At 56.4% G+C, this 13,719-nt stretch carries 13 protein-coding genes and 1 pseudogene; 12 read left to right on the top strand and 2 right to left on the bottom strand.

Features of this window, described 5'->3' with window-relative positions; genetic code table 11:
* Positions 1-9 precede the first annotated feature (9 nt).
* The 5 genes from I5961_RS15745 to I5961_RS15725 all read left to right on the top strand — a co-directional run bounded on the left by I5961_RS15745 (position 10) and on the right by I5961_RS15725 (position 3,844).
* The gene (locus I5961_RS15745) at positions 10-1,149 is read left to right on the top strand and encodes a DUF262 domain-containing protein (protein ID WP_227232790.1); all 1,140 of its coding nucleotides are present in this window, start codon (positions 10-12) and stop codon (positions 1,147-1,149) included.
* A complete protein-coding gene (locus I5961_RS15740) occupies positions 1,146-1,679 on the top strand; it encodes a HEPN domain-containing protein (RefSeq protein WP_227232789.1) in 534 nt (177 codons plus the stop codon). The genes I5961_RS15745 and I5961_RS15740 overlap by 4 nt, the downstream gene beginning before the upstream one ends.
* Positions 1,680-1,946: 267 nt before the next feature.
* Positions 1,947-2,597, top strand: a complete 651-nt coding sequence (locus I5961_RS15735; RefSeq protein WP_227232788.1) for a hypothetical protein — start codon at positions 1,947-1,949, stop codon at positions 2,595-2,597.
* A gap of 17 nt (positions 2,598-2,614) precedes the next feature.
* Positions 2,615-3,184, top strand: coding sequence for an AAA family ATPase (locus tag I5961_RS15730; RefSeq protein ID WP_227232787.1), 570 nt, complete (start codon positions 2,615-2,617; stop codon positions 3,182-3,184).
* Positions 3,185-3,844 (top strand): hypothetical protein, encoded by a 660-nt coding sequence (locus I5961_RS15725; protein ID WP_227232786.1) that lies wholly within the window; start codon positions 3,185-3,187, stop codon positions 3,842-3,844.
* Positions 3,845-4,056: 212 nt separating this feature from the next.
* Here I5961_RS15725 and I5961_RS15720 read toward each other — a convergent pair.
* Together I5961_RS15720 and gspI are read right to left on the bottom strand one after the other, a co-directional pair.
* Positions 4,057-4,418: pseudogene (locus I5961_RS15720) on the bottom strand (DUF6124 family protein).
* Between the two features lie 374 nt (positions 4,419-4,792).
* Complete coding sequence (gspI, locus tag I5961_RS15715; protein ID WP_227232785.1) at positions 4,793-5,170, bottom strand: type II secretion system minor pseudopilin GspI; 378 nt, start codon at positions 5,168-5,170, stop codon at positions 4,793-4,795.
* Between the two features lie 146 nt (positions 5,171-5,316).
* Here gspI and gspG point away from each other — a divergent pair, with 146 nt between their 5' ends.
* The 7 genes from gspG to gspF are packed head-to-tail and all read left to right on the top strand — an operon-like array spanning position 5,317 to position 13,379.
* Positions 5,317-5,775 (top strand): type II secretion system major pseudopilin GspG, encoded by a 459-nt coding sequence (gene gspG / locus I5961_RS15710; RefSeq protein ID WP_119429351.1) that lies wholly within the window; start codon positions 5,317-5,319, stop codon positions 5,773-5,775.
* Positions 5,776-5,783: 8 nt separating this feature from the next.
* On the top strand, positions 5,784-6,737 hold the full coding sequence (gspK, locus tag I5961_RS15705; protein WP_227232784.1) for a type II secretion system minor pseudopilin GspK: 954 nt from the start codon (positions 5,784-5,786) through the stop codon (positions 6,735-6,737).
* Positions 6,734-7,885 (top strand): type II secretion system protein GspL, encoded by a 1,152-nt coding sequence (gspL, locus tag I5961_RS15700; RefSeq protein ID WP_227232783.1) that lies wholly within the window; start codon positions 6,734-6,736, stop codon positions 7,883-7,885. Before gspK ends, gspL begins: the two co-directional genes overlap by 4 nt.
* Positions 7,878-8,423 (top strand): type II secretion system protein GspM, encoded by a 546-nt coding sequence (gene gspM, locus I5961_RS15695; protein ID WP_227232782.1) that lies wholly within the window; start codon positions 7,878-7,880, stop codon positions 8,421-8,423. The genes gspL and gspM overlap by 8 nt, the downstream gene beginning before the upstream one ends.
* On the top strand, positions 8,420-10,765 hold the full coding sequence (gspD, locus tag I5961_RS15690; RefSeq protein WP_227232781.1) for a type II secretion system secretin GspD: 2,346 nt from the start codon (positions 8,420-8,422) through the stop codon (positions 10,763-10,765). The genes gspM and gspD overlap by 4 nt, the downstream gene beginning before the upstream one ends.
* Positions 10,762-12,168 (top strand): type II secretion system ATPase GspE, encoded by a 1,407-nt coding sequence (gene gspE / locus I5961_RS15685; RefSeq protein ID WP_227232780.1) that lies wholly within the window; start codon positions 10,762-10,764, stop codon positions 12,166-12,168. The genes gspD and gspE overlap by 4 nt, the downstream gene beginning before the upstream one ends.
* Entirely contained in the window at positions 12,168-13,379 is a 1,212-nt protein-coding gene (gene gspF, locus I5961_RS15680; protein ID WP_227232779.1) for a type II secretion system inner membrane protein GspF, read from the top strand. The genes gspE and gspF overlap by 1 nt, the downstream gene beginning before the upstream one ends.
* Positions 13,380-13,719 lie beyond the last annotated feature (340 nt).

Below are 13,719 nucleotides of genomic sequence, written 5' to 3'. Positions count from 1 at the left end.
ACGCTAGGCATGAGTGCAGAAGAGAGTAACGTAATTTTAGATGTACCTACTGAAGAAGCTGAAGATTTTTATAGCGATGACGATTTGTTTGAAATTTCATCATGGGGTGCAGACTTAAGCTTTCGCGAACTTATAAGTCGCTATGATGACAACGAACTTGTTAAGCCAGAGCTGCAACGAAACTATGTCTGGGATAAGTCAGAAGCATCAAGATTCATTGATTCCATCTTGCTTGGACTGCCGGTCCCAAGTATCTTTCTAGCAAAAACGAATGATGAGAAGCTTTTGATAATTGATGGCTATCAAAGGTTGATGACTGTGCGTGATTATGTAAAGGGGATTTTTACTAAAGACAGTTCCATGTTTAAACTATCTAAAAGCGATAAGATTCATGAGCGCTGGAAAGGGAAGTCTTTTTTAGAACTTCAACCAGAAGAACAGCGGAAAATTAGAAATACCACTATTCATGCCATTGTCTTTATGCAGAAGTCCCCAACTGATGGTGATACTAGTCTTTTTCAAGTTTTTGAACGCATTAACTCTGGTGGTCGATCTTTGTTGCCGCAAGAGATACGTAATTGTGTGTATCAAGGCCCATTCAATTCCTTGTTGTTTGAGTTAAATAAAGATGTAACTTGGCGACAGCTATGGGGTAGGGAGGAAGCTGACTCTAGAATGAGAGATATGGAGTGCATATTACGATTTTTCGCTATTTCTGACTTGGCTTCTCAAGACTCTACTATAGCCCCGTCTAGAATCTCGTTAAAAAAATATCTTAATCAGTATATGGGTCTACATAATCGTTTAGATTATTGTGAAGCATTCCGAAATAGATTTCTATCTGCGATACGTTATATCTACGATCATATTGGAATCGAAGCCTTCCACAATCTGTCACCAAGCAATCCTGAACGGGTAGTCCCAGCATTTAGCGCCACCGTTTTCGATTCAGTAATGATCGCAGTTGATATAGGGATGCGACGTAATATCGCGCGTGATTTTGGAGAAAGTTTGTCCGCACGGCGTAAAAAAGCACTGCAAGACAAAAGTCTTCAAAATTATCTTTCCTTTGAGACCATGCGAACTGAGACCATTCGTAACAGAGTTGGGCTGATGTACCAGGAACTTTTCAAAGGGGCATCTCGATGAGAAATCAAGAGGTGTTACACCAGCTTGAATTATGCGGTCAAGAGCTTGAAGGGATAAGGCAACTTTTAGTAGGTATGGGGGCAGGCGCCAATCCCACGCCTTATATGCGCCGATATGCTGTAATAAGGGCCTCGGGAGCGATTGAAGTCGGATTCAAAAAAATAATTGCAGACAAAGTTGACGCAGAATGCGCTGTGCAGGCGAGAAACTTTGTCAAGAAAAAAATTCGTGACAGCTCATTTAATCCTCGTCTTGGGCAAATTGAAAATATTCTTTCAGATTTTGATTCAAGGTGGCGAAAGAAATTTGAAGAGTTAATAGGCTTAAGTGATAAGCCTAAGTTTAATACTGCATTAAATACACTAGTAAAAGCGCGAAATGAGTTCGCTCATGGCGGATCTCCGAATGTCGAAATTGACGATACAATTGAATGCTATCAGGGTGGGTGTGAGGTATTGCGCATTCTCGATCAAGTTGTTCATCATGAGTTTGAGGAGGGTGAAGATGAACCTGTAAATGAACTAGAATGACTATGAATCTAGAGGGGGCTGATTTGTTCTCCAAAAATAAATCAGTCTCTTTTTTTTGATGCTGGTAGCGTTAATGTAGAGCGATATTATAAGGTCACATTGCAACCAAGCAGTGGTCGAGTGAATCGGATGGCTTGTGTCTAGATAATTAATAAGATTCTTAAGGGTGCAGTTTTTATTTGATGTGGGCGCCGAAGGGGAGCTATTTTGCGAAATATAAATAAATCCATCCCCAATTTTAGTGGTTTTTTGGAAGGAACTATTTTAATGGAAAAGATGTCCGGAAAAAATTTAAAGTTGCGGCTTGTTGAGAGGGTTGAAGGCGTTATTGAAAGCGCCAATAAGCGTGTGAGCATAGGCGTGGGTGGGAGGGATGTAATAATCGTTGGGGCAAATGGCTCAGGCAAGACATCTTTTTTGAGAGGGGTTTTTCATGCCCTAAAGGCAAATATTGTGGACGAGCATCTTTTCAAAAAAGATAGTTATGCAAGCAATATGATAGGTGCGAAAAGGCTAATCGATAATCAGCCGGAATCTCCTAATATGGATGCGTATAAGCAAACATATGCGAGTAATAAAAAGAAACTGGAAAGTCTGACATTTCCTTTTGACTTGTCGTTTAATGATCCCAAGAGTTTTTCTGAGCTTTATAATTCAAAGATGGCTGTGATAAGTCTATTTGAAGCAGATAGGAAAGCTGCCATTAAAAAAGTTACATCTGCTACCGGTCGGTTAGACAATATTCCCGACCAGAATAACTATGGGGTAGACCTGGAACAGCATCTGGTAAATCTTGAGGTCCGCTCAGGTTTGGCCATGAGAAAGGGAGATGCTGAGCGCGTAAAAAAAATCTCTGATTGGTTTGAAGATTTCACTAAGAATCTTCAGTATCTTTTGAAAATGAGCTTTTATATTTAGATTTTGATGATGATAAGTTGCGTTTTCTTATCGGGCAACCAGAAAGGCCGAAGTATTCATTTCAAACGCTATCTTCTGGTTATTTGGCGATATTTGATATTTATGCTGATCTGCTTATGAGGGCTGAATATAGAGATATTACTCCAGGCGAGCTAATGGGAGTGGTGTTGATTGATGAGATTGACGCTCATTTGCATATTTCTTTACAGCGAAAAATTTTGCCTTTTTTAATAAAATCTTTTCCCAATGTACAGTTTATTGTTACCACGCATTCTCCATTTGTAGTTACGTCAGTTGATGATGCTCTCATTTATGATATTTCTACGGGGACAGAATGTGACGATCTCTCAATGTACTCGATCGAAACAGTCATTGAGGGGCTATTAGGGGTTCCTTCTGTTTCAAGGAAGCTCGAAAATATTGTAAAGTCTCTAGCTGATATGACTTCAAGCTCAGAGTTTAGTCTTGATGAGGTGGAAGCGTTACTTGCCAAGATATCCCCTTATGTAGACTCTTTGGATGATGAGTCGAGACTATTTTACGAGTCTTCGCTTTACAAGTTCAAAAAAAGAAACAGGGGGGTGTAGATGTTTAATGTGATTAGACGTCCCGTCGCGCCGGCCTCGCTAGCGACTAGAAGGAGCTATTCGGAACCTGATGTCGTTAAAGCGCTAAAAGAAGATTTTTTTGATAAGTGTTACATATGTGAAACAAAAGATCCGATGAGTTTGAATGTTGAACACTTTGACGCCCATCAAGGCTCTGAGGAGAAAAAATACGAATGGCGAAATCTATTTTATGCTTGTGCACGCTGCAATAATTTTAAAAGGCATCATTATAATGACTTGTTAGATTGCACTAGCGAAGATACTGATGTACTGCGCCTAATTCGACACGCTCCTCCCATTACGCCTTGGTCCCCGAATGTAGTAATTGAAGCTAAAAGCGATGATCCGAAGACTGTTAGTACAACCAATCTCATATTTAGAATATTTAACGAGAGTGATACTGGTAATAAGGTTGTCACTAGTACCTATCTTCGAAAAAGAGTGTATAAGCGATATGCTAAGTTTTTAGAGTATATAAATATCTTTATTGATGATGATTCGATACGGGAGGAAAAAGATGTGGCGCTCGCGCATTTGAAAAATTTAATGGATAAAGGGCAAGAGTATTCGGCTTTTTTGCGTTGGGCGGTTCTTGATTCGCCGGAGCTTTTGGAGTTGCTTGGGGATTCTATTAATTAGTCTGAATCATCCGTTGCTTGTTTTCGTCAGAAATGGGCGTGGACTTTTTGATTAATGGAATTGCTGGCTAGGAAATTACCACAGGCCCGTCGAGTCAGTACAAAGTCAAAAGTGCGGGAAAAAGTAGAACGTTCATTTGGCCGAGGTCGACAGTCATACCTGACAACCTCGGCCATTTTCTTTTCATCTATTGAGCTACAGCATTCAGACGCTTACGCCTTCACCTCAACATGATCCAACGCCTGATTCACCGCCAACTCGCTCAACATCACCAACTGCGCGATCCCAATCGCAGTCTTGCGGTGAGCGGGCTCCAGCGTCGCAGCAAAGTTATTGAGCATTTCGCTAGCCGATCCTAGTGATTCGCTGGCATTGGCCAGGAGGGATTCGGTGTTGTAGGCCGGGTTGGCCAGGTACATGGGGTCGTGTTTGTGGTGGCTGCCCATGATGCGTTGTTGTGGAGTGAGGTAGTGGTCGAGGGCGCGTTCGGCGGCTTCGTTGAGGGTTCGGGAGTCGGGGAATTTGTAGGGCGAGACCGGATCGGTTTCGGGGGATTGGGTGTCGGCTTGAACATAGATGTAACTCCTCATGCTTCAAAAAGGGAGGCCATCCAAATTCGCTACCAAACGAAGGTGGCGGCCATGCTCAGGTTGGTAGACCGGCACATGAGGAACCCGGCGCACCCGAAGGTGCCCTGTGCATGACCACCATAAAGCCGAGACGAAACAACGCCGCGAATGGTGATGTTGTGCAACTCTCATGTGCGGGCTACCAAACCCGATCACTGTTTTTCAGTGACCCGGAAACGATAAAACCCGCACCCTGGACGCACAAGCCGGCGGATTCTGGCGTAGTCGTAGGCAATGACGCAAGGCGTTGTAGCCTTGAGGAAGTAACGCTGAGTGTCTTTAAACAGAATTCAAAAAAACGGTTAAACAAACGTAGGCTTCAGTCCTGAGGCCTGTTCAACAACGTCTCCAGTCGAGCCAGCGGCGGCGCCTCCTGGTTGCGGTCGAAGACCTGGAGGCCGACCTTGAGCAAGCGGCCGTTTTCCGCGGCAGAGATGATCTGCTCGCAGCGCAGCATCAGCCGCCCCTGATCGCAATCCTGCGCTTTCATGCCCATCGGCAACCTGCCTTCCAAACGCAATTCCGCCATCCGACTCTGCGCCGCAATCATCGCAATCGAGCGATCCCGCAAAACCCCGCTGCTCTGCGTCATCAACCCCGCCACGCGCACGGCGGCGGACATGGCGACGGCGATGATCGCCAGTGCCACGAGCACTTCAATCAGGGTGAATCCGGCTTGCGGGGAGGGGGTGCGCATCGGGGGCTCGGGCAGTCGGGCAGCCCTTGACGCTAACCCCCGTGCTTGACGGCTTGACGACGAAAACACCCGAGGATTTTCAACATCCCTGACATATCTTCTTGCAACACTGCGCGTCGAATCGAATCAAGCCAGGGAATGACGAGATGGATATCGCGCAATTCAAACAGCCCAGTCGACCGAGCCGGATGCCCCGTGGGCAGCAGGGTTTCACGCTGATCGAGATCATGGTGGTCGTGGTGATTCTCGGGATTCTGGCGGCGATGGTGGTGCCCAAGGTGCTCGACCGGCCGGATCAGGCGCGGGCCACGGCGGCGAAGCAGGACATTGGCGGGTTGATGCAGGCGCTGAAGCTGTATCGCCTCGATCACGGCACTTACCCGAGCCAGAGCCAGGGCTTGAAAGTGCTGGTGGAGCGGCCGGCCGATGCGAAGAACAGCAACTGGCGCTCGTACCTGGAGCGCCTGCCGAATGACCCGTGGGGGCGTCCTTATCAGTACCTCAATCCCGGTGCCAACGGCGAGATCGACATCTTTTCCCTCGGCGCCGACGGCCAGCCTGACGGCGAAGGTGTGAATGCCGACATCGGTTCCTGGCAGTTGTAAGGCCGGTCATGAACAGCCAATCGCACCAGCAGGGGATGGCGATCATCAGTGCGCTGCTGATTGCGGCGGTGGTCGCGGTGATCGCTGCCGGCATGCTGACCCGCCAGAGCGTTTCGACCCGGGCGCTGGAAGCCGAACAACTGCGCGTGCAGGGCCGTTGGCTGTTGCACGGCGGGTTGGAGATCAGCCGGCAATTGTTGTGGGATGCGCGGCAGCGCGATCCGCTGACCCGACTCGATCAACCCTGGGCGCAGCGCTTGAACACTCAGGGTTTCGAGGGACGGCTGGAGGACGAGCAGGGCAAGTTCAACTTGCGCAATCTGGTGGCCAACGAGCGGATCGATGATGCGCAGGTGCAGGCGTTCGAGCGTTTGTGCGAGTTGATCGGTGTGAACGGCGGTTTGAGCCGGCGCATCAGTCAGCGGGTGATTGGCTCTTATCCGCACCTGTTGAATGCCCAAGTGGTGGACAAGCCTGTGGCGAAAAACACCTTCGACAGCGGGCGCGCCACGTCGCCGTCCGCGTCGCGCAAGCCGCAATCGCCGACCTTGCCGATGCTGCGCACGCTTGATGATTTACGCAGTGTCGACGGGGTCAACGATGCGCTGTTGGCGAAGCTCGCGCCGTACCTGACGGTGATTCCGGCGACCACCTGGCTCAACGGCAACACGGCCACGGCGCCGGTGCTGGCGGCTTATGTGCCGGGGTTGTCGCTGGAGCGGGCGCAGGCGTTGATCAATGAGCGTGACGCCGGGCGCTGGTTCATCAATCGCGGGGATTTCGTCAATCGCCTGCGCTTGCCGCAACTGGAGATCACCAGCGTCAAGGTCGGTATCACCAGCGACTGGTTCCGGCTGCGCGGGCAGGCGCGGCGCGATCAGCGGCGAGTGAGCCTCGATGCGTTGTTGCATCGCAGTCAGGATCGGTTGCCGCAAGTGATCTGGTCGCGGGTGGGCGTATGAGCCAGTTGCGCGTGAGTTTGCCGCCGTTGGCGGAGCTGAGTCTCGACAGTGAAGTGGGTTGTGCGTGGCTGGATCGTCAGGGGCAGGTCACTCGCCAGGAACGCGTGCGACTTGGCGCGCTGCCGAAGCAGCCGCTGGTGTGCTTTCTGCATCCGTCGGACAGCCTTTTGGCGAGTATTGATCTGCCGCCGTTGCCCGCGAGCAAAACCGCTGCGGCGGTGCAATGTGCGGCGCAGGCCTTGATGCTCGGCGACAGCGCCGAGATGCATATCTCCCATTGCAATCGCAATGAAAGCGGCCAGGTGCAGATTGCCTGGGTGGCACGCAAGGATTTGCAGCACCTCGGGCAATTCGGCTTGAACCTCAAAGGCCTGTATCCGGCGGCTTACAGTTTGCCGGTAATGGCCGGCGGCGTCGGCTGCCTGCACGACGAGCATCTGTTGCTGCGCCACGGCCCGAATGCAGCGCAGGTGCAGCCGATGATCGATGAAGCGTGGCTGCTGGAAACCGGCCTGCCGGCGCACTGGATTGGTGACGGCGCGCCGGAAGCGGTGCAATCGACATTGCCCGACTTGCAGCGCTGCTCCGGCCCGTTGCCGAACTGGGGCCTGCACGGCGGCCTCCAGCAACCGGGCACCGAACATCGCGGCTGGGGCAGGGCGCTCGGTTGCTGTGCATTGGCATTGGCGGTTTGGGTGATCGGCTTGAACCTGTACGCCGCCCGCGAGGCCGCGCAGTGTCAGCAGCTCAAGGCGCAGATGGCGCAACGGGTGAAGCAGGCGTTCCCCGAGTTGCCGGTGATCCTCAATCCGCTGCAACAGGCCCGTCAGCAAATCGCAGCGCGCCAGCAAGGCGCGGTGGATGCGCCGGGTCAGGATTTCACGCGGCTGGTGTTGCAGGCCGGCAGCGGTATGCCGTCGATGGCGGGCACGGTGCAGCGGTTGGAGTTTGTTGACGGCGCGTTGCAATTGAGTTTGCTGCCCGAGGCCCGGCGTTCGGGCAACGACAAGGACTGGCAAGGCACGCTGGCCCAGGCCGGCATCAGCATCAGCCCGAATGACGACGGTTGGGTCCTGCGCCCGGCCGGCGAGGCGACCGCTGCCACTGACACCGACAACGACGACAGCAGCGGAGCCGAAGATGAATAGCCCCTCGCTTGCGAAATACCGTGCCGGTTGGCAGCGCTTCAGTGCTCAGTTGCAGGCCCGTTGGCAGCCGTTGGCCGTGCGGGAAAAACGCATGGTCGGTGGCATGGTTGCGTTGCTCTTGGGGCTGTTTGTGTGGGTGGCGTTGATTCAGCCGCCACTGAAGAAGATCACCGCCTCGCAAGTTGAAACGCCGAAATTGCGCGCTCAGGCCGAAGCGCTGGAAGTGCTGCTGCGCGAGGTCAGCGTGCGCCCGGAAGGGCAAAACCTGGAGCAGTCGCTGCAACAGACCTTGCAGGCCAGCGGACTGGGCGGCCATTACCAATTGGCGGCCGCGTCCGCCGGCTGGCAGTTGACCTTCGACGCGGCACCGGCCGACGCCGTTCTCGACTGGCTGTTGAGCCAACCGCGGAATTTTTCACTGCAAGTGGTCGAGGCCCGTCTGCAACGCGCAGACGACACCGCGACCGATGACACCGCCGGCACTCTGTCGGGCACCGTACGCATGGATCAGGCGCTGGGCGCTAAGGAAGCTTCATGAAGGGGTCAGGCTCCAAACGCATGGCGTTGCCGATGCTGTTGATGGCATTGAGCGCGTGCAGCAACACCACGCCACCGAATCAACCGCCGCTGCTGGTGGACAGCGAACTCGGCCGGCCGCTGGCCAACACCCAGCGCAGTGGCGATGCGGTGCTCGACCGCGAACGGGCGCAGGCTCAGGCAAGACCTGCGCCGAAGCAGTTGCACAACATCACCGAACGCGCCCGCGGTGGCGGTGCGGCCCGGGGCACGACGTTGCCGGCCAATCCGTTGGGCGATCAACCGGTGACGCTGAATTTTGTCGACGCGGATATTCAAGCGGTGGTGCGGGCGTTGTCGCGTTCCACCGGCCAGCAGTTTCTGGTCGACCCAAGGGTCAAGGGCAACCTGACGCTGGTCTCCGAAGGTCAGGTGCCGGCGCATCAGGCCTACGACATGTTGCTGGCGGCGCTGCGCATGCAGGGTTTCAGCGTGGTGGATGTGGGTGGCGTGGCGCAGGTGGTGCCGGAGGCCGACGCCAAACTGCTCGGCGGGCCGATTTACAGCGCCGACAAACCGGCCGGTAACGGCATGCTCACTCGCACGTTCCGCCTGCAATACGAGAACGCGGTGAACCTGATCCCGGTGCTGCGCCCGATCGTGTCGCCGAACAACCCGATCAACGCCTATCCGGGCAACAACACCATCGTTGTCACCGATTACGCCGAGAACCTGACGCGGGTCGCGCAGTTGATTCAGGGCATCGACACCCCGAGTGCCATCGACACCGACGTAGTGCAGATCCAGAACGGCATTGCCGCCGACATCGCGCCGATGGTCGCCGACCTGCTCGATGCACCGGGCAATGATCCAACCCAGAAAATCGCAGTGATCGGCGACCCGCGCTCCAACACCATCATCATCCGCGCCGGCAGCCCGGAGCGCACTGAGCTGGCGCGCAATCTGATCTACAAACTCGACAACGCCCAGAGCAACCCGAGCAATCTGCATGTGGTGTATCTGCGCAACGCCCAGGCCGGCAAACTGGCTCAGGCACTGCGCGGATTGTTGACCGGCGAGAGCGACAGCGGCACCAGCGACAATGCGCGCTCGGTACTCAGCAACATGGGCAGCTCCACCCAATCGGGCGGTGGGCAGAACGGCCAGAGCGGTACGCAAACCAACGGCTCCACTTCGAGCAACAACAGCGGCAGCACCGGCGGCAGTTATGCGCAGGGCAGCAGCACCGGCAGCGGCAACGCGCAGAGCAGCGAACAGAACGTTGCGTTCAGCGCCGGCGGTGTGACCATTCAGGCGGACGCGACCACCAACACCCTGCTGATTTCCGCGCCGGAACCGCTGTACCGCAACCTGCGCGAAGTCATCGATCTGCTCGACCAGCGCCGCGCGCAAGTGGTGATCGAAAGCCTGATTGTCGAAGTCGGCGAGGATGACACCAGCGAATTCGGCGTGCAATGGCAGACTGGCAACCTCGGCGGCAAAGGCGTGATCGGCGGCGCCAACCTCGGCGGCTCGGGGATCAACCTCAACGGCAAGACCAGCCTCGATGTGCTGCCGCAAGGCCTGAACCTTGGTTACGTCAACGGCACCGTCGACATCCCCGGCATCGGCAAGATCCTCGACCTGAAAGTGCTGGCCCGGGCCCTGAAGAGCAAGGGCGGTACCAACGTGCTGTCGACACCGAACCTGCTGACCCTGGACAACGAAGCGGCGAGCATTTTTGTCGGCCAGACCATTCCGTTTGTCAGCGGCAGCTACGTCACTGGCGGCGGGGGCACCAGCAACAACCCGTTCCAGACCGTGACCCGTGAAGAGGTCGGTTTGAAACTTAACGTGCGGCCGCAGATTTCCGAGGGCGGCACGGTGAAGCTCGACATCTATCAGGAAGTCAGCAGCATCGACGAGCGTGCTTCGGCGGCGTCGACCTCGGCGGGGATCGTCACCAGCAAACGCGCGCTCGACACCAGCATCCTGCTCGACGACGGGCAGATCATGGTGCTCGGTGGGCTGCTGCAGGACGGCTATAGCCAGAGCAACGACGCGGTGCCATGGCTGTCGAGCATTCCGGGGATTGGCGCGCTGTTTCGCAACGAACGCCGCTCGATCACCAAGACCAATTTGATGGTGTTCCTGCGCCCGTACATCATTCGCGACAGCGCGGCGGGGCGCAGCATCACGCTGAACCGCTACGACTTCATGCGCCGTGCGCAGGGCGGTCTGCAACCGGAGCGCAGCTGGGCGATGCCGGACATGCAGGCGCCGCAATTGCCGGCCACTGCCCAAGGCGTGCCGGCACCGGTATCCGGCCCGCGCGCGACCATCAAAGCGGTGCCGCTGCAATGAGCGCATTGCCTTACGCCTGGGCCAAGGCGCAGCGGATTCTGCTGCGCGACGGCGTGCTGACGGTGTGCCCGTCGACGCCGGGCTGGTCGATCAGCGAGGTGCGCCGGCAGTTCGGCGCGTCGAAACTGGAGCGGGTGCGCGACGACGAACTCGACGGCTTGCTCGCCACGGCCTACGCCGACACTGGCAGCGCGGCGGCGGTGGTCGGGGCGGCGGAGAACGAAGTCGACCTTGATCGCCTGATGCAGGACATGCCGGAAATCACCGACCTGCTCGACACCCAGGACGGTGCGCCGGTAATCCGCATGATCAACGCCTTGCTCACCCAGGCGGCGCGGGACGAAGCCAGCGACATTCACATCGAACCGTTCGAAACCCATTCGGTGGTGCGCTACCGGGTCGACGGCACGCTGCGCGATGTGGTGTCGCCGCGCAAGGCGCTGCACGGCGCGCTGGTGTCGCGGATCAAGATCATGGCGCAGCTCGATATCGCCGAAAAACGCTTGCCGCAGGACGGCCGCATTGCGTTGCGCGTAGCGGGGCGGCCCATCGATATTCGTGTGTCGACCGTGCCCACCGGCCATGGCGAGCGGGTGGTGATGCGTCTGCTCGACAAGCAGGCCGGACGTTTGCATCTCGAAACGTTGGGCATGGACGCGCAGGTGCTGGCCAAACTCGATCACCTGATCCGCCAGCCCCACGGCATCGTGCTGGTCACCGGCCCGACCGGTAGCGGCAAAACGACGAGTTTGTATGCGGCGCTGGCGCGGCTGGATGCGAGCACCAGCAACATCCTCACCGTGGAAGACCCGGTGGAATACGACCTGCCGGGCATCAGCCAGATTCAGGTCAACGCCAAGATCGACATGACCTTTGCCCTGGCGTTGCGGGCGATTCTGCGGCAGGACCCGGACATCATCATGATCGGCGAGATCCGCGACCTCGAAACCGCGCAAATTGCGGTGCAAGCTTCGCTGACCGGTCACCTGGTGCTGGCGACGTTGCACACCAACGACGCGGTGTCGGCGGTCAACCGTTTGATCGACATGGGTGTCGAGCCGTTTCTGCTGGCCTCGTCGATGCTCGGGGTTCTGGCCCAGCGGCTGGTTCGACGGCTGTGCAATCAGTGCAAGCAGGAAGATCCAGCCACGCCCGGCACCTGGCGCCCGGTGGGTTGTGCGGCGTGCAATCACACCGGATACAGCGGCCGAACCGGCATTCACGAATTGTTCTGCATCGATGACAACATCCGCACCCTGATTCACCAAGGGGCAGGGGAGCAGGCGTTGCGTGCGGCGGCGAGCAAGGCCGGAATGTTCAGCCTGCGTGAAGACGGCGAGCGCTGGATTCGCTGCGGTGCCACGGCGCCGGAAGAAATCCTTCGCGTGACACGGGACGCCTGATGAATCGCTATCGTTTTGAAGCCGCCGATGCCAGCGGCAAGATCGAGTCCGGGCATCTGGAAGCGGACAGTCAGGGCGCGGCGTTTGGCGTGCTGCGCGGTCGTGGCTTGACGGCGTTGTCGGTGGAGAAGGAAAGCAACGTCTCCCAGCACGGCGGCGGTGGGTTGTTCAGCGCCAAGCTCTCGGACAACGATCTGGCGTGGGCCACTCGGCAACTGGCGAGTCTGCTGGGCGCCAGTCTGCCGCTGGAAGCGGCGCTGAGTGCCACGGTCGAACAGGCCGAGAAAAAACATATCGCCCACACCCTCAGCGCGGTACGCGCCGATGTGCGCAGCGGCATGCGACTGGCCGAAGCGTTGACGGCACGGCCACGGGATTTTCCGGAGATTTACCGGGCGTTGATCGCGGCGGGCGAGGAGTCCGGCGATCTGGCGCAGGTGATGGAGCGGCTGGCGGATTACATCGAGGAACGTAACAACCTGCGCGGCAAGATTCTCACCGCGTTCATCTATCCCGGTGTAGTCGGGCTGGTGTCGATCGGCATCGTGATTTTCCTGCTGAGTTACGTGGTGCCGCAGGTGGTCAGCGCGTTTTCCCAGGCGCGGCAGGATCTGCCGGGGCTGACGCTGGCGATGCTCAATGCCAGTGATTTCATCCGTGCGTGGGGCTGGTTCTGTGCCGGCGTCATGGCCGGTGCGTTCTGGAGTTGGCGCCTGTACCTGCGTAATCCGGCGGCGCGCTTGAGTTGGCATCATCGGGTGCTGAAGTTGCCGCTGATCGGGCGGTTTGTGTTGGGGCTGAACACGGCGCGGTTCGCCTCGACGCTGGCGATTCTCGGTGGCGCCGGGGTGCCGTTGTTGCGAGCGCTGGAGGCGGCGCGGCAGACCTTGTCGAATGATCGTCTGAGCTTGAGCGTGAATGAGGCCACCGCCAAGGTGCGCGAGGGCGTCAACCTGGCGGCAGCGCTGAAAGTGGAGAACGTGTTCCCGCCGGTGCTGATTCACCTGATCGCCAGCGGCGAGAAAACCGGTGCGCTGCCGCCGATGCTCGAACGCGCTGCGCAAACCCTGTCTCGTGATATCGAACGCCGGGCGATGGGCATGACTGCGTTGCTTGAGCCACTGATGATTGTGGTAATGGGCGGGGTGGTGCTGGTGATCGTGATGGCGGTGCTGTTGCCGATCATCGAGATCAACCAGTTGGTGCAGTAGGGTGTGTCTGTTGGTTTGATGTTGTCTGTGCCGGTCAGAGCAATAAATAATTCAGGTTTTTTTCAACGACCTCGGCATCACCCGACCCTCATTCCTCCCATCCTCGGGTTCTCCTTTCTGTCATCTGCAACGGCCCTTCAAGGGCTGTGGCCGATTCCCTCGAAATGCCCGCCGCAGACACTCCGGATAGCCCCCGGAACACCCGAGAAAATCCCTCGAAAATCACCCCGCACCTCCCGAGGTTTTTTCCTTTATCTGTCACCGGAAACTGCGAATTTCTCAGTGCGACTTAACCACGGACCCCGCTTGCGAAGGTCAGCGGTGAGTCTTCCCAGTGTCA

It is taken from the genome of Pseudomonas sp. IAC-BECa141 (assembly GCF_020544405.1).
In the GTDB taxonomy this organism is placed as follows: domain Bacteria; phylum Pseudomonadota; class Gammaproteobacteria; order Pseudomonadales; family Pseudomonadaceae; genus Aquipseudomonas.
Note: the sequence above shows the minus strand (reverse complement) of the source record. Positions and strands in the feature narration are given on the sequence as shown.